Annotated in this window: 14 protein-coding genes; 10 read left to right on the forward strand and 4 right to left on the reverse strand. The window is 66.2% G+C overall.

The annotated features are described in order from the left end of the window. Nucleotides 1-161: 161 nt before the first annotated feature. From ACFVVK_RS03125 to ACFVVK_RS03150, 6 genes are all read left to right on the forward strand, one after another. A complete protein-coding gene (locus ACFVVK_RS03125; protein ID WP_390263316.1) occupies nucleotides 162-1,172 on the forward strand; it encodes a phosphotriesterase in 1,011 nt (336 codons plus the stop codon). 53 nt (nucleotides 1,173-1,225) lie between these two features. Then, nucleotides 1,226-2,176, forward strand: a complete 951-nt coding sequence (locus ACFVVK_RS03130) for a phosphotriesterase (protein WP_390263319.1) — start codon at nucleotides 1,226-1,228, stop codon at nucleotides 2,174-2,176. Between the two features lie 77 nt (nucleotides 2,177-2,253). Further along, nucleotides 2,254-3,417, forward strand: a complete 1,164-nt coding sequence (locus tag ACFVVK_RS03135) for an FAD-dependent oxidoreductase (RefSeq protein ID WP_390263322.1) — start codon at nucleotides 2,254-2,256, stop codon at nucleotides 3,415-3,417. A gap of 5 nt (nucleotides 3,418-3,422) precedes the next feature. Beyond that, nucleotides 3,423-4,355 carry an alpha/beta hydrolase gene (locus ACFVVK_RS03140; protein ID WP_390263325.1) on the forward strand — a complete coding sequence of 311 codons (933 nt, stop codon included), beginning with the start codon at nucleotides 3,423-3,425 and terminating at the stop codon, nucleotides 4,353-4,355. Continuing rightward, nucleotides 4,352-5,320: an MBL fold metallo-hydrolase gene (locus ACFVVK_RS03145; protein WP_390263327.1), complete on the forward strand. Its 969-nt coding sequence runs from the start codon at nucleotides 4,352-4,354 to the stop codon at nucleotides 5,318-5,320. Before ACFVVK_RS03140 ends, ACFVVK_RS03145 begins: the two co-directional genes overlap by 4 nt. After that, entirely contained in the window at nucleotides 5,313-7,043 is a 1,731-nt protein-coding gene (locus tag ACFVVK_RS03150; protein ID WP_390263329.1) for a CocE/NonD family hydrolase, read from the forward strand. Before ACFVVK_RS03145 ends, ACFVVK_RS03150 begins: the two co-directional genes overlap by 8 nt. Nucleotides 7,044-7,128: 85 nt before the next feature. Here ACFVVK_RS03150 and ACFVVK_RS03155 read toward each other — a convergent pair whose 3' ends face one another. After that, the gene (locus ACFVVK_RS03155) at nucleotides 7,129-8,772 is read right to left on the reverse strand and encodes an MFS transporter (protein WP_390263332.1); all 1,644 of its coding nucleotides are present in this window, start codon (nucleotides 8,770-8,772) and stop codon (nucleotides 7,129-7,131) included. Nucleotides 8,773-8,932: 160 nt separating this feature from the next. On the opposite strand from ACFVVK_RS03155, the gene ACFVVK_RS03160 reads away from it, so the two are divergent. The 4 genes from ACFVVK_RS03160 (at nucleotide 8,933) to ACFVVK_RS03175 (ending at nucleotide 11,743) form a co-directional block, all read left to right on the forward strand. Further along, nucleotides 8,933-9,751 (forward strand): type II CAAX prenyl endopeptidase Rce1 family protein, encoded by an 819-nt coding sequence (locus tag ACFVVK_RS03160; protein WP_390263335.1) that lies wholly within the window; start codon nucleotides 8,933-8,935, stop codon nucleotides 9,749-9,751. 65 nt (nucleotides 9,752-9,816) lie between these two features. Beyond that, on the forward strand, nucleotides 9,817-10,776 hold the full coding sequence (locus ACFVVK_RS03165) for a ribonuclease Z (RefSeq protein ID WP_390263338.1): 960 nt from the start codon (nucleotides 9,817-9,819) through the stop codon (nucleotides 10,774-10,776). Between the two features lie 80 nt (nucleotides 10,777-10,856). Continuing rightward, nucleotides 10,857-11,444 carry an HhH-GPD-type base excision DNA repair protein gene (locus ACFVVK_RS03170; protein ID WP_390263341.1) on the forward strand — a complete coding sequence of 196 codons (588 nt, stop codon included), beginning with the start codon at nucleotides 10,857-10,859 and terminating at the stop codon, nucleotides 11,442-11,444. A 122-nt stretch (nucleotides 11,445-11,566) separates the two neighbouring features. Then, nucleotides 11,567-11,743 (forward strand): CsbD family protein, encoded by a 177-nt coding sequence (locus ACFVVK_RS03175; RefSeq protein WP_390263343.1) that lies wholly within the window; start codon nucleotides 11,567-11,569, stop codon nucleotides 11,741-11,743. Here the strand turns inward: ACFVVK_RS03175 and ACFVVK_RS03180 are convergent. The 3 genes from ACFVVK_RS03180 to ACFVVK_RS03190 all read right to left on the reverse strand — a co-directional run bounded on the left by ACFVVK_RS03180 (nucleotide 11,696) and on the right by ACFVVK_RS03190 (nucleotide 15,918). Beyond that, a complete protein-coding gene (locus ACFVVK_RS03180; protein WP_390263346.1) occupies nucleotides 11,696-12,385 on the reverse strand; it encodes an HAD family hydrolase in 690 nt (229 codons plus the stop codon). The genes ACFVVK_RS03175 and ACFVVK_RS03180 overlap by 48 nt on opposite strands. A gap of 103 nt (nucleotides 12,386-12,488) precedes the next feature. Further along, nucleotides 12,489-14,492 (reverse strand): VWA domain-containing protein, encoded by a 2,004-nt coding sequence (locus tag ACFVVK_RS03185; RefSeq protein WP_390263349.1) that lies wholly within the window; start codon nucleotides 14,490-14,492, stop codon nucleotides 12,489-12,491. Nucleotides 14,493-14,529: 37 nt separating this feature from the next. Then, nucleotides 14,530-15,918 (reverse strand): sigma 54-interacting transcriptional regulator, encoded by a 1,389-nt coding sequence (locus ACFVVK_RS03190; RefSeq protein ID WP_390263352.1) that lies wholly within the window; start codon nucleotides 15,916-15,918, stop codon nucleotides 14,530-14,532. Nucleotides 15,919-16,073: the final 155 nt, after the last annotated feature.

The following is a 16,073-nucleotide window of genomic DNA, read 5'->3' on the forward strand; positions in this document are numbered from 1 at the left end:
CGTTTGTCGGGTTCGGTCTGACGATTATTTTACGCTTAGACTATTTTCTTGACACAGTGTAAAGAAAAATGTGATGCTGGCTGCTCCGCAACGGGGCGACGGCACGGCCGGGCTCCGCGGCGCCCCTACATTCAGAACCCGAACCACAAGGGAGAAGCCACGTGAGTCACCCCGCACCCGCCGTCAACGGCGGCACGATTGATGCCCCCGGCGGGCGAACCGTCAACACGGTCCTGGGCCCCATACCGGCTTCTGAACTGGGCGTTGTCGCGGTTCATGAGGCCTTGCTGTCGGTGGTCCCGGGCGCCCAGTACGCACCCGACATCACCATGGACCGGGCGGAGATCTTCGCTGCCCTGGCAGCGAAGCTCACGGAGTTCCGCGAGCACGGCGGCCGGACGATCGTCGACAGCACCGGCATGTTCCACGGCCGCGACCTGAAATTGTACGAGGCACTGTCCCGCTCCACCGGCGTCCACATCGTCGCCTCCACAGGCCTGGGCCCGGAGGAAGAACTCGGCGGATATTTCCTGACGCCGCAGACCAACCCGCCCACGCCGTGGCCGGCCGACAAATTCGGCGATCTCTTCGGCAAGGAGGTCACCGAGGGGATGGCGGTCCCCCGGGTCGAGCGCCGCGCCGCCGCCGGCATCGTGGCCACCATCGCAGACCGCGCCGGTATGACCCCGACCGAGGAAAGCCTGTTCCGCGGCTCGGCACGGGCCGCCAAGAACACCGGCGTCCCGGTCTCCATCCGCTTCGGCGCCGATGCCCTGCACGATCTGGACATCGTCCTGGACGAGCAGATCGCGGCCGACCGGGTGCTCGTCGGCGGCCTGGACCGCAAGGACGCCGCCGGCTCCGCCGTCGACGTGGCCGGCCGCGGCGCCTTCGTCGGCATCGACCACGTAGGCCTGAACGACGACGCCGACTACCTCACCGACCACGATCGCGCCGAACTGGTGCTCAAGCTGGTCGAGGCAGGCCATGCCGACAGGATCATCCTGTCAGGCAACTCGATCGGCGTGGCCAAGGGCTTGCCGGAGTACAACCTGCCCTACAGCCACGTCCTGACCACGTTCGTGCCGTTCCTCAAGGCCCGTGGCCTGAGCGAAGAAGACGCCCGACGCATCCTCGTGGACAACCCATGCACCCTGCTGACCGTGCGCTAAGCACGCGACGGCCCACACACAAGAAACTTTCGACCCCTGAGGTGAGTGAACGAATGGCAAAGGTCAACACCGTGCTGGGAACCATCCCGGCCGAAGAACTGGAAATCGTGGCGGTCCACGAACACATCGGCTATGGCATGCCCGGCTCCGAACTCGACACCAAGTGGTGGAAGTCCCCGGAACAGGCCTACGAGGAGACCGTGCCGAAGCTGCGGAAATTCCGCGAATACGGCGGCGGGACCTTCGTGGACGCCACCGGCATCTGCAACGGCCGCGACGTCGACTACTACAAATCCCTGTCACAAAAGACGGGCGTGCACATCGTGGCCTGCACCGGCTTCGTCGGCGGCGACACCGCCCTGCCGCACTTCTCCCGCGCCACCGTGGACTACCTCACGAAGGTATTCATCCACGAGATCACCGTCGGCATCGGCAACACCGGCGCCAAGGCAGGAGTCATCAAGGTTGGCGTGAGCCGCGGCGGACGCATGACGGAACTGGACAAGCGGATCTACCGGGCCGCGGCCCGCGCCGCCGTCGTCACCGGCGCTCCGATCCTCACCCACCTGGCCATCGATCCCGAACCTGCCGTGAATATCTTCAACGAAGAGGGCCTGTCGCTGGACCGCGTGCTTTTCGGTCACGCCGACGACGGCCTGAACGCGCCGGTCACCCCGCACGACTGGATTTACGAGCAGGGCGGCCGCATCGGCTTTGACACCTTCGGCTACGACCTCGAGCTGCCGGATCCGCCCTTTTGGGGTCGCAAGCGCGCCGAACGCATGGAGCACTTCGTCAACCTCGTGAACAAGGGCTATGCGGACAAGCTCCTCGTCTCGGCCGACGCGAACTGCAGCCCGCTGGGCTGGCCGGGCGTGAAGGGCCACACCATCAACTACATCTTCGAGGACATGATCCCGGACATGCGCGCCGCCGGGATCGACGACGCGACCCTCAAACTCCTGCTCGAGGACAACCCTGCCGACTTCCTATCCCTTGCCTGACCCGGGCAGACCAGCACAACGCGCCCTTCCCCAGGCCTGGGCCAGGGCCACGAATGAGTCAAGAGAGAGATGAAACTATGAAGTCTTCGGAAATCAAGAACCTCAAAATCGCCGTCGTCGGTGCGGGCTACGGCGGGGCGGCGGCGGCCAAGGCCCTGAGCCAGCTCGGCGCCGACGTCACGGTCTACGAGCAGGCCACCCAGATGCGCGAGGTCGGCGCCGGCATCGGGCTGCGTCCCGCCACCATGGCTAGGTTCCGCCAGTGGGGCATCTTCGACGCGATCGCCAAAGTGAGCTCACCGAGCGACTACTTCGAGATCCTCACCGCAACCGGTGAACCCATCATGAAGGACACCTGGCCCGAGTTCGGCGACGAAAAGCGGACCTACCTCATCCATCGCGGCGACTTCATCGAGGCCTTGCTCGGTGTGCTCCCGGAGGGCATGGTGCAGCTCGGCCACAAACTGGAGACGATTGCGGACGACGGCGGCCGCTCCGTCCTCACCTTTACCAACGGCAAGACCGTCGAAGCCGATCTGGTGGTTGGGGCCGACGGCATCAAGTCCGTGGTGCGCGAGCAGCTGTTCAGCGACAAGGGCCCGGTGTTCTCCGGCGAGCACGCCTACCGCGTTGTGATTTCCGCCGATGACGCCCACGGCCTGGTGGTGGACGACAACCTGCGGATGTACATCGGCAAGGGCACGAAGGTTTACCTGCTGCCGCTGCGCCACCGCAACCAGGTCTCCTTCGACATCACCGCCCTGAACCCGGACGGTACCTGGGCACCCACGGTCTCGAAGGACGAGCTGCTGAAGACGGTGGAAGGCTTCGACGAGCGGATCGTTAGGATCGCCCGCGGCCTCGACATGGACACAGTGAACATCCGTGCGGTCTACGACATCGACCCCGTCCATATATGGCACACGGACTCCGTGGTCCTCATGGGCGATGCGGCTCACTCGATGCTGCACCACCAGGGCCAGGGCGCGAACTCTGCCATCGAGGATGCGGGAGCCCTGGCCGACGCACTGGCCCGGGCCGGCACCGTCCAGGAGGCACTGGCCCTGTTCCAAGCTACCCGCAAGCCCGTGACGGACGAACTGCAGCGCATCTCCCGCCAAGGCTGGAGCGAGGAAGAGGTCAACGACGTGTTCCCCGGGCAAAAGCCCTCCAGCCAGAGTCCACCGTCCCAGACGCCTGCAACCGCCGCCGTCGCCGTCGCCGACACAGTGAAGGCCTGACCGCCATGACCATCCATCCTGAAATTGCCAAAATTCTCCGCACTCTGCCCGCACCCGACGGTTCACCGCTGAACCCGGAGGCCATGCGCGCCGGCGAAGCCGCCCAGGTCCCGCCGCTGGAAGAACGCCTCCCACTCCACTCCGTCGAGGACGCCACGGCTGTAACGCCATCGGGCGAGGTGCCGGTGCGGATCTACACACCGGCCGAAACCGACGACTACGGCATCCTGGTCTACTTCCACGGAGGCGCGTTCTTCCTGGGCAGTCTGGACAGCCACGACCACGTGGCGCGGGCCCTGGCCAAGGAAACCGGGCACAAAGTCATCTCTGTCGGCTACCGGCTTGCCCCCGAGGCCGCCTTCCCGGCCGGGCTTGAGGACTGCTACGGCGTGGTCCGCTGGGCAGCCGAACACGGCAGCAGCCTGGGCTGGGACGGGAAGAACCTCGCCATCGCCGGCGACAGCTCGGGCGGCAACTTCGTCGCCGCCGTCACAGCGAGGGCCCACGATGACGGGTTCTCTGCGATCACGCACCAGATCCTGTTCTACCCGTCGCTGGACCTGGACTTCGACGTCGACCGCTATGCGTCACTGCGGGAGAACGCAGAAGGATATGGACTGGAGACGGCGGGTTTGTTGCCGTTCAATTCCTTCTACATCGAGAGCGGGGCGGACCCGGCGGATCCGCTCGTCTCCCCCATTAAGCGCCAGGACCTCGCTGGTCTGCCGCCGGCCCTGGTCATCACCGCCGAGCACGACCCCCTGCGGGACGAGGGTGAGCTCTACGGCCTGCGCCTCAGGGAGGCCGGCGTCGACGCGTCCGTCAGCCTCTACGCGGGGGCCAACCACGGCTTCGTTCAGAACTTCTCCTGGATCCCTGAGTTCTACCGGGCTTTCGAGGCGACCGGTGCGTTCCTGAACGCCGGGGCGGAACAATGACGGAGCCGGTCGCCGTCCATCCCATGGTCTCCCCGTGGGGCCGGTTCGGTCTCTACAGCTTCTACATCGACGCCCCGGAGCCAGCCATTGTGGACACGGGGATCGCGTCCTCGCCGGCCGACGGCATGGTGCCGGCGTTGGAGGCGATCGGCCGGCGCATCGAGGACGTCCGCTGGATCCTGCTGACCCATGGACACATCGACCACATCGGCGGCGCCTACGCCTTGTGGGAGCTCACCGGACGGCGGGCACAGGTGGTGATCCATGAGGCCGACGCACCGATGCTGCGCTCGCGGCGGGCCCACGTGGATGAATACCTTGCCGGCCGGGCGCAGTACCTTCATGACCCCGACGGCGAGGCGAAGCTGACGGCGGCCACGAACGCAGTCATCTCGGGTGAGATGGAGCCGACGCTGGTGGTGCGGGGCGGTGAGACCCTCTCCCTCGGCGGCGACGTCACCGTCTCGGTCCACTCGATACCCGGCCACACCCCCGGCTCGGTGGCGTATGTGATTGACGGACAAAACGACGTGTTCGTCGGCGACGCCGTCCAGGTCCACGGTGCGGCCAACGGATTTCCCGGCTTTGTGGACCCGGCCGGCTACCGCTCAAGCCTGCGGTACCTAGGCGACGGGATCCGTCCGCAGCACCTCTACCTGGGGCACCCGTACCGGCGCCAGGACGGCAAACCCTACGGCGTGGAGCTCGACGCCGGGCAGGCCCGGGAAGCGCTCCAGGCGAGCCTGGAGATCGAGGCCCGCGTTCAGAATGCGGCCTGCAGCTGCCTGGCTGCCGGTCTGCAGGATACGGACTCGCCGTACTCGCCCTTTGCCCGCGTCGCCGAAGACCTGGGTTACACGGGGGACCCTGCCCTGGAGCCGTCCCCCTTCTTCACGACACTGCACGCCTACCGCACGGCATTGGACCATTTGCCCGAAGATGAGGAGACAAGCACTCATGGATGACTTCCAGCTACTGAACGCTGGCGGCGAAAAAATCGCCGTCCGCAAGGACCTCAGGGTCCCGATGCGCGACGGCGTCGAGCTCGCCGCGGACGCCTACCAGGGCGCCGACGACATACCGCGCCCGGCACTGGTGGCCCTGAGCCCCTACGGCAAGGAACTCCAGGCGTTGGCCCTCACCACCCCGCCGCAGCGGCGGCCCAGCCCGATGTGGGACGGCTGCATCGAGGCCGGCGACATTGCCCGCATCGTCAAGGAGGACTACGTCCACGTCATCGGCGACCTGCGCGGCTCTGGCCACTCGGGCGGTGAACACATCGGCAACTACAACGCCGGCGGTGTTTCGCTGGGCCAGGACGCATACGACTTCATCGAGTGGGTCGCCGAGCAGCCGTGGTGCGACGGCAATGTCGGCATGGTGGGCATCTCCTACTTCGGTTCCATGCAGGTCCTGGCAGCCGCCGAGCGCCCCCCACACCTGAAAGCGATCTTCGTGTCCGGCGGCCACTTCGACTTCTACGAAACCACCTACCACGGCGGTGTCATGTGGTTCATGCCGCGCGCCGCCCGCGAGGGCCGCGGCGGAGACTCCGGCTGGGCGTTCACCGACAACGTCAAGTCCCGCATGATCGAGAAGTACTCCCCGAAGGAACTGAAGGAGCTCGTCGCCAAGCGCCTGCAGGATCCGGACGTCGCCGCGTGGCCGAACCTGGTTCACGTCCTGAACTACCCCAAAAACCACGAAGCCTGGTTCGACATCGTCATGAACGAGCTCGACGGCGACTGGTACGAGGAGCGCAACCCCATCACCCTGGCCCCGAACATCGACATCCCGGTGTGGCTGCAGATCGACCAGGGCCGCGGATGGACCATGGACGGCACGATCGAGCTGTTCAACGAGCTGAAAGGACCCAGGAAGCTGGACGTCGGGCCCTACCCGCCGATGCAGTCGCGCCCCTTCATCGAGGAGCACGACAAGATGTTCCGGTGGTACGACTACTGGATCAAGGGTATTGATAACGGCGTCATGGACGAGCCGGCCGTGAGCATCTTCGTCGAGGGCTCCCGCGAGGTGGTGACCGCGGACCAGTGGCCGCCGAAGGACGTCGAGTACAACTCGCTGTTCATGCGCCCGCGCCACAAGCTGTCGACCGAGCCCGAGCTGATGGGTGCCGAGTACGCCGCCCCGGACGGCTTCTACCAGGCGCCGCTGACGGTGACCGACAAGGTGGAAATCATCAGCTGGAGTACCGAGCCGTTTGAGGAGGACACGGAGCTGATCGGCACCGGCGCCGCCCACATCTTCGCCGAGATCGACCAGCCGGACACCAATTTCATCCTGCGCCTGTGGGACTACGCCCCCAACGGCAGTCGCCAGCTCATCACCAGCGGCTACCTCAAGGCCTCGCACCGCGAACTCGACGAGCGGACCACCGAAGGCAATCCCTACCACCCGCACACCCGTTCCGTGCCGGTGGAGCCGGGGACGATCGAGGAGTATGTGCTGCGCCTCTACCCGTTCGCGAACACCTTCAAGCCGGGGCACAGGCTGACAGCAGAGCTGTCGAACGGGGAGCCGCTGGCCGACGAGCACAACGCCCTGCTGCCACCGGATGCCTTCCACTTGCCCGTGGGCCGGCCCGTCACCCACAAGATCTACCGCGACGCCGCCCACCAGTCCAGGCTCGTACTGCCGTTCACCACGCGGACGGCGGCAGATGACTAAGTGAAGTGGCCTGAATATGGCAGTTTGATTCAGGACCGGCGTGACGGCTTGAACCAGGACCGCCCACGACTCGCCGCAGCGAAGCCTACCCGGGCTCGGCGGGCTGCCCACCGTTCGGGGACTCGTCCGGTGCTCCGACAGCCTTAGCGGGGAGGCGTCCGGTGAGGAATAGTGCGGCGATCGTGAGCAGTGCGGTCAGGGCAAGCGCGGCCCGTAGCGCATCCGAGCGGGAGCTGGCGTTGACGGCCATGATGGCATCGGCGGTCGCCTGATCAACTCCCGCGTTGTCCAGCGCGGCTTGGAGCTGCGTGTCGGAAATGAAGGGGACGCCGCTGGCCAGTTGGACCGAGGCCTGCTCCTGCACGGAGCTTGGCACGGCGGGATTGTCCTGGATGCCGGCCATAAACGAAGTGCTCAAGGTCGCAATGAGAACTGAACCGATCAGGGCCGTTCCAAGGGAGGCTCCGAGGTTGGTGGCCGTGTTCTGCAGTCCCCCGACCTCCGCGCTCTGGGAGTCCGGTACCGCGGAAACCGTGATGGCGCCCAGCTGCGAGGACAGCGCCCCCATTCCGAACCCCATCAACAGCATTGGGATGGCGACAATGGCCGCATTCGCACCCGGGTCCATTCCTGCCACGAGAATGAGGATACCGACGATCATCAGCATCAGCCCCAGCCGCACTACGCGGCGCGGGTTGGCACGCGGCCGGGCCTTGGGAATTCCGGCAGCGGCCAGAATCAGCGCCACGGACAGCGGAAAGATCCGTATCCCGGTCTCCAGTGCGCTCAACTCCAACACCACCGACAGGAAAAGCGGGATGGTGAAGAACACCCCGGCCTGCACGAGGAATTGAGCGAAGAAGACGCTGAGGCCGCCGGTGAGGCGCTGGTTCTGGAACAGCCCGGGATCGATCAGCGGATCACCGCCAACTGAGGCCAAATGCGAGGTCCGCCGCAGGAACACATAGAGGACAAGCAGCCCGCCGACCAGCAGCCAGATTACGGGAGAGAGGCCCGCGACAGTCGGCGCACCGGGCTTGGACTGCACCCAGCCCCATTCGCCCGAACGCAGAACACCGTACACAAACATGCCGAGTCCCAGTATCGACAGTGCGGACCCCAGCAGGTCCAGCCGGACCTTGGATGGCGGAACGTCTTCGACCTTGCGCGAGACCAGCAGGATGACCAGGACGATGACGGCCTCACCGACGAAGACATACCGCCAGGACGCAAAGGTGGTCACTGCGCCGCCAATCAGCGGGCCCGCCGCGATCGCCATGGCTCCTGCCGCGGCCACCAGCCCGTAGGCTGCGGCGCGGCGCTCAGGCGGGAAGTTAGCCGCAACCAGCGCGACGATCGCCGGCATGATCAGGGCTGCGCCGGCGCCCTCCAAGAGTGACCAGCCCAGAAGCAAGACACCAAGGTTGGGCGCCAGCGCCGTGGTCAGCGAACCGGCGGCATAGATGACCAGGCCGAGAGCGAACGCGCGGCGGCGGCCCGTGATGGTACCGATCTTGCCGCCAGTGATCATCAGGGACGCCATGACGAGTGTGTAAAGGGTAATGGCCGTTTGGATGCCGGTGATTGAAGTGCCCAGGTCCGCGGCCACCGTGGCCATCGAAACGTTCATCACCGAGCTGTCGAGCGTCATCAGGAACTGGCCGGACGCCAGCACGGCAAGGACAAGTCCCGATCCAGTCCGTGCCGCTGTCGACGCCGCGGCACTCATGGTTCCGGGTACTTGAGCGTGCCTTCGGTCGTTGCGCGCATGACCGTCATGGTCCGCCCACCGTGTTGGACTGTCAAGCGCAGGTTGTGAAACTCAGTGGCCAGGCGGCCGTGCCGCCTGGCCAGTGTCGCGCCGCGGACCGCACTGAGATGCTTATTGGGTGGCATCGACTTCGACCGAAACACCCCGTACCGCGCTCACTTGGAAGCTGGTGCCAGCGGCGCTTGTCTCGGTGTCCGGAGTGCTGCTGTTCGGCATCGAAAATAACCCCCTTGGCTACGGCGTGCTGGCCGTGGCACTGCTCGCGGCTGCTTTCATCGACCGGGCGTTACTGCGGCACCTCGTGCTGGTGGCGGCAGGAATGGTCATCATCAGCTTGGTTCCGCTGAACGCTGACTTGAGCATCCAGCACATGGCCCTCATGGGTGGTGCCCTCGCCCTGGCCGTGCTGGTGCCGTGGCTGGTGTCGCGGTTCGTTTATGGCGAGAGTATCATCCGGTTTCCGGTGAACACCGGCCGTAAGTGGCCGTTAACAGCGAAGCTGTACCTGATCGGTGTGGCAGCGCTCGGATACTTCATTCTGCCTGTGTACTTGATCAGCACCGGGGTCTACCAAAACTGGCCAAACCCATCCGATCCGACCATCTTCTGGCGGCTCTTCCTCGGAGTCAACGCTGTTGGAATTTGGGACGAGTTGTTCTTCATCTGCACCACGTTCACGCTGCTGCGGCAGCACTTTCCGGACTGGCTGGCCAACATCCTGCAAGCCGTGGTTTTCTCGTCTTTCCTGTGGGAGATCGGCTATCAGGCCTGGGGGCCCCTTCTGACGTTCCCGTTCGCGCTGTTGCAGGGTTACACGTTCAGATTGACGAAGTCCTTTACCTATGTGGTGACAGTGCACTTGATCTTCGACTTCGTGCTGTTCCTTGCATTGGTCCACGCACACAACCCGGACTGGCTGCCCATCTTCTTATATTGAGCCGCGGGAAGTCGCCAGGAGGACTCCCGCTGACCTGCCCGGTGACGAGTGGCAGACTGGGCTTCATGCGTGAGTTCGTCGTCCTCGGCACCGCCTCCCAGGTCCCCACCCGGACCCGCAACCACAACGGGTACCTGTTGCGCTGGGACGATGAGGACATACTCTTCGACCCGGGTGAGGGCACACAGCGGCAGATGATCCACGCAGGCGTCAGCACGTCCCGGATCACGCGCATCTGCCTCACACATGTGCACGGCGACCACTGCTACGGCCTGCCGGGCGTCCTTTCCAGGATGGCCCTCGACAAGGTCGACCACCCCGTCAACCTGCACTACCCGGCCTCCGGCGACGACGTGGTCCGGGCTCTCGTGTCCGTCTCCACCCCCGGCATCGATCTCCGGCTGCACCCGCACGGGGGCTTCGCCTACGGTGGCATCGAACACGCAGGCCCCGGCCACAGGGCTGCCGAGCCGATCGCCCCGGGCCTCTACGTCAGGGCACTGGACCACCGCATCGAGGCCTACGGCTACCGATTGGTGGAGCCCGACGCCCGCACGCTCCTTCCGGACCGGCTCGCGGCCGCCGGGATAGCGGGTCCCGACGTCGGCCGCCTGGAACGCGAAGGAAGCCCGGGCGGCGTCAGCCTGGCGGAGGTGAGCGTGCCCCGGCCCGGCCAGCGGTTCGCGTTCGTCATGGATACCGCGCCCTGCCAAGGCGCGGAAGAACTGGCGGAAGGGGCGGACCTGCTCGTCACCGAGTGCACCTTCAGCGACGACGACGCCGGCCTTGCCTCACAGTTCCGCCACCTCACGGCGGGGCAGGCGGGCGAACTGGCCGCATCAGCCGGTGCGGGGACCCTAGTTCTCACCCACTTTTCGTCGCGTTACGGGAACGTGTCGCCGCTGGCTGAGCAGGCCCGGAGCCGTGCCGGCGGAACACGGGTGGTTGCCGCAAATGACCTTGACCGCTTTGCCTTTCCACAACGCCGCGCGGCCGGCCAAGCAGGAGCTGGACTGATGGAGTGAAGTCTCCGGCCCTCCGCCTACCCTTGGGAAACCACGGCCACCTCCATGACGAGGACCAGCGCAGGTGGCAGGATGGGCGCATGGAACTGCACATAACTGGCGACCCCGCCGCGGATAAACTGCTGGGCGATAACGCGTTCGCGCTGCTGACCGGCATGCTGCTTGACCAGCAGGTGACCATGGAGTCGGCGTTTGCCGGGCCGGAAAAGATCAGAACCCGCACAGGGTCCATAGATCCCGCCGCGATCGCCGAATACGATCCGGCAGGCTTCGTCGAAGTTTTCAAGGAACGTCCGGCCGTCCACCGCTTCCCCGGCTCCATGGCAAGCCGCGTGCAGGCCCTTGCAGACACCGTGCAGCGCGAATGGAACGGGGACGCCACCGCGATCTGGACGCAGGACAGCCCTGACGGGCGGGAAGTGCTTCGGCGCTTGAAGGAACTGCCGGGATTCGGCGAGCAAAAGGCCAAGATCTTCCTGGCACTGCTGGGGAAGCAGTGCGGACTCCAGGCGGAAGGCTGGCGGGAGGCTGCCGGCCACTACGGCCAGGAAGGCGCCTTCCTCTCGGTCGCCGACATTGTGGACCCGGACTCCCTGACAAAGGTCCGCGCCAGCAAGCAGGCTGCCAAGGCCGCCGCCAAAGCTGCAAAAGGTTCCGAACCCTCCTAAGCGTGACCACGAGCGTGACCGCGACGCAGACCGGCCCCCATTCTCGACGGCTTCGTCCCTACAATTAACTACCGGCGTCCGCGGCATGCGCGTCGCGGGGCGGCCCAGTAAGGAGAACCATCATGGGATTGGGAGACAAGATCCACAACGCCGCCGAGAAGCTCCACGGCAAAGGCAAAGAAGCCGCCGGCACCGCCACCGGCGACAACCAGCTGAAGGCCGAGGGCAAAGGCCAGCAGAAAAAGGCCGACCTAAAACAGGCCGGCGAAAAAATCAAAGACGTCTTCAAGAAGCACTAGAGCAAGCAGCAAGCCGAGCCGGAGGTGGGTTAGCCCCACCGATCCAACCGATGTGTAGGCGACCTCTGGCGTCAGCGCGCTGTACCCAACCACTGCCATGCCGGCGGATAGAGCCGCGGCGACCCCGGACGGACTGTCCTCGACTACGACGCAGCGCTCCGGCCGGTACCCCATCTGCTCGGCCGCGTGCAGGAACAGGTCGGGGGCGGGCTTACCGTGGGCTACTTCGTCGGCGCTGAAAATGCGACCCTCGAACAAGGTCCGCAACCCTGTCTTGCCCAAGGTGAGTCTCATTGTGGCGTGGCTGCCTGATGAAGCCACGCAGGTATCGTGACCAACGCCGTGCAGCTCTTGCACGGCCTGGCGTACGCCGGAAACCTCCTTTAGGTGGTCCTTGAAATCCTGCTCGTACGCTGAGCGCCGGCACTGGGGGAAGTCCTCCGGGACGGGTCGCCCGATCCTGCGTGCAATGTTAGCCATGACCGCATCCTCGGATCGTCCAAGGTGCTGTTCCAGGATCTCCTGCCGCGTTATGTTCCAACCGAGCCCGCCGATCATCCTCATGTCGATGTCCTGGACCAGCCGTTCGCTGTCTACCAAGACCCCGTCGCAGTCAAAGATCACGAGAGGCAATGAATTCATGTCAGGAGGTTAGCTTGGACCGCTGCATGGATCGGAGGTACAGATCGATTAGGCGCTTCGGGAGGGCCCGTAGCCCACAGCCGCCCTCCCGACCGCAGGCCGCCTATGAGGACCAGTCGGCGTCGTCGTAGGGGTCCTTGAAATGGGCGCGGAGATACTCCCCGACGACGGCGGCCCCAAGATCGCCGACGTCGGGTGCCACTACCCTGCCATCGATGCGCCGGGCCATCCGCTGTACAAACCGTTCGAGGCCGGGATCCCCGCCCAGCCGGAAGAAAGTGGCCTGCGCGCCGGCACGCCCCAGGCGGTCCAGTTCCGCCACCGTGATCCGGACCGTCTCCGGGTCCGGCGGCCAGGAGAACCAGGACTCGCCGTCCGGCAGCAGGTGCGCGGTGGGTTCGCCGTCGGTCACCACCAGGAGGAGGGGCTGCATTGACGGGTGCTGGCGGAAGAAACGATGGGCCAGCAGCAATCCGTGATGCAGGTTTGTGCCCTGTTCCCGCATCACCGGCAGGGCCGTGAGCTCACCGATGTCCATGGACTGCGCGTAGAGGCCGAACGTGATCAGCTGCAGCCGGTCCCCGCGGAAGCGGGTGGAGACGAGGTGGTGCAGGGCCAGGGCAGTGCGTTTCATGGGCACCCACCGCCCCTCCGCGGCCATTGAGAACGACACATCGGCAAGCAAGGCGACCGCGGCCTGCGTCCGCGCCTCCGTTTCCGCCACCTCGATGTCCCCTACGCCGAGGCGCAGGCTGCGGCCCGGGTCGCCGCCGTCGGCCATCGTGCGGCGGATCGCGTTCGTTATGGTGCGGGTGACGTCCCACGGTTCGGCGTCGCCGAAATGCCACTCGCGGCTGGAGCCGGTCTGCTCGCCGGCGGCCCCGGCCACGCGGGTGTCCCGGCCTCCCCGCCGGCCGGACAGTTGCCTGGCAGTGTCCCGCAACAGTGACTTGCCCAGCCGCCGGATGGCCTGCGGGGACAGCCGCAGATCGCCGTCGGCACCGCGCCGCAGATACCCGCCGTCTTGCATCGCCCGTTCGATCTCGGCGAGGGTGCGGGCGGTCACGGCGGCATTCGGGCCCAACTGGCGCGCCAAGGCGTCCAGATCCAGGTCATCGAGGCTGGATCCGCTGTAAGACTGAGAGAGCTGTTCGGCCAACTGGTCGAGTTCGGCGATGTCCTGGAGCACGCCCGTGCCGTCACCCAGCCCGAGCCCCTCCTGGCCCTCGAAGCGTTCAGAGCCGGTCCAGTCCTCACCGGGGCGCAGCGCGCGCAAGCTGGAATCGAGCTGGTCGAGCTGGGCCATCAGTTCGGCCGAGCCGAATGCCTGCGCCGAGAGACGCATCAGCTCATCGCGTTGTTCCGGGGACATGGATTGCAGGAGCCGCTGGGCCGCGGCCGCGCGCTGTGCCAGGGCGTCGATCAGTTCCTCGACAGACTGCGGGTTCTCCGGAAAGAACTGGCCGTGCCGCGCCATGAACTCCTGGAAGTCCTCGTCGGTGTCCTCGCCGCGCCGGTGCTTGTCGAGCAGCCCGTTGAGGTCACGCAGCATCTCGCTCACAGCGGCGCGGTCCTCGTCCGTGGCGTTCTCGAGCGCTTGCTTCATGCCCGCGAACCGCTGGTCAAGGGCCTCCCGGCCCAGCAGATCCTTGATCCGCTCGTAGGCCTCCCGTGCGGTGCTCGACTGCCAGTCGTAGGAGGCGAGCTCGTTGACAGCCGCCGCGGTGGAAGCGGGCAGATTCTGCAGCTGCATCTCCCGGAACGAGCGGTCCGTGTTGTCCATCATGGCGTCCCGGGCCAGCTGCTTGCGCTCCTCCAGCACGGCGGTGTCGAGCAGCTTCCGGACCTCGCTGAGCGTGCCATCCAGCCGGTGCCGGCTGAGCAGATCACGCCGGCGCTCCTGGACGCGGCCGGCGAGGTCGTCCAGGCCTTCACGGTTCCGGCCGCCACGCCGCAGGAACTCCTGCAGCGCGTTCCGGGGAGAGTAGCCGGCCATGACGTCTTCGGCAATCGCGTCGAGTGCCTCGGCGAGGTCCACCGGCGGCGCCAGCGGATCGGGTCCGCCGGCGTACCGGCCGTACCGGGAGGACCGGTTGTGAGCGGCCATGTGCTGTCCCTCCCTGCGCTAACGCTGTCGTTAATCTTTAGCCGTAGATCGTCTCCCCGTCGCCGGACTCCTTCGAGATCCGCCGTGCGAGGTAGAGACCTTCCAATGCCAGTTCGATGGCGGCCGCGCGCTGGCCGTCGTTCTCCGCACCCGCCCGCGCGCCGATCTCGTCGTAAAGGCTGGAGCCGTTGAGGGACGGGAGGTTTTCCAGGAACTCCCGCGCGGTGACTTCTTCCCCGGTGGTCACGGTCCTATGGCCGTCGAGTGCCGCCACGAGCGGGCCGAAGTCGAGGCCGCGGTAATGTTCCCGCACGGCTTCGGCCGTGGCCGTGCGCACCAGGTGGTCAAGAACGGCCTGTTCACGCCCCTCCTCGCCCGATTCGAACTCGATCTTGCCGGAGAGGACGTCGACGGCGCTCTCCAGGTCGACGATCCGCGCGACTGCCATGTCCTCGCCACGCACTGCCGCCCGGCGCAGCGCCGCCGCTGCCACGGTCTCGGCTCCGGCGATGCCGAAGCGGGCGGAGACACCGGAGCTCTGGTTGATGGCCGGGGACTGCCGGAGCGCACGGGTGTAGCGCGCCAGGATCTCCAGGAGAATGGTCGGGACGTCGGCCACTAGCCGCCCCTCCTGCCGGATGACGGCGACCTCGTCGTCCAGCTCTATCGGGTAGTGGGTCCGGATTTCGGCCCCGAACCGGTCCTTCAGGGGCGTGATGATCCGGCCTCGGTTGGTGTAGTCCTCGGGGTTGGCGGAGGCGACCACCAGCACGTCCAGCGGCAGCCGGAGCACGTAGCCGCGGATCTGGATATCCCGTTCCTCCATGACGTTGAGCATCGACACCTGGATCCGCTCGGCGAGGTCGGGCAGTTCGTTGATGGCCACGATGCCACGGTTGGAACGCGGGACAAGGCCGTAGTGGATGGTTTCCGGGTCACCAAGCCGGCGGCCTTCGGCCACCCGCATGGGGTCGACGTCGCCAATCAGGTCGGCCACTGAGGTGTCCGGGGTGGCGAGCTTCTCAACGTAGCGTTCGGAGCGGTGGCGCCAGTCCACACGCAGCCGGTCCCCTTCGGCGAGCACACGGGCCCGGGACTGCTCCGTGATCGGTTCGTACGGGTGCTCATTCAATTCCGACCCCTCGATCACAGGAGACCACTCGTCAAGCAGTCCGACCAGGGTGCGCAGGAGCCGTGTTTTGCCCTGTCCCCGCTCCCCCAGCAGGACGACGTCGTGGCCGGCTATCAGGGCGCGCTCCAGCTGGGGCAGCACAGTTCGGCTGAACCCGAACATGCCGGGCCAGGGATCGCGGTCAGCGGCGAGCGCGGCGAGCAGATTGTCGCGGATCTCGTGGCGCAGGTCCTTGTGGACATGGCCGGCTGCACGCAACTCTCCAATGGTGAAGATATCGGGACGATTACTCACACCACCACCGTAGTCCTGGTACCCGCGCCGAATCGAGCGTTCCACGATTCACGAACGCTACCGCTCCGCGGCTGCCCCCTCCCTCGCAAGCTCAGGCGGGGACCCCTGCCGCTACCGCTCCGCGGCTGCCCCTTCCCTCGCAAGCTCGGGCGGGG

The sequence above is a fragment of the Arthrobacter sp. NPDC058192 genome, assembly GCF_042883665.1.
GTDB lineage: Bacteria > Actinomycetota > Actinomycetes > Actinomycetales > Micrococcaceae > Arthrobacter.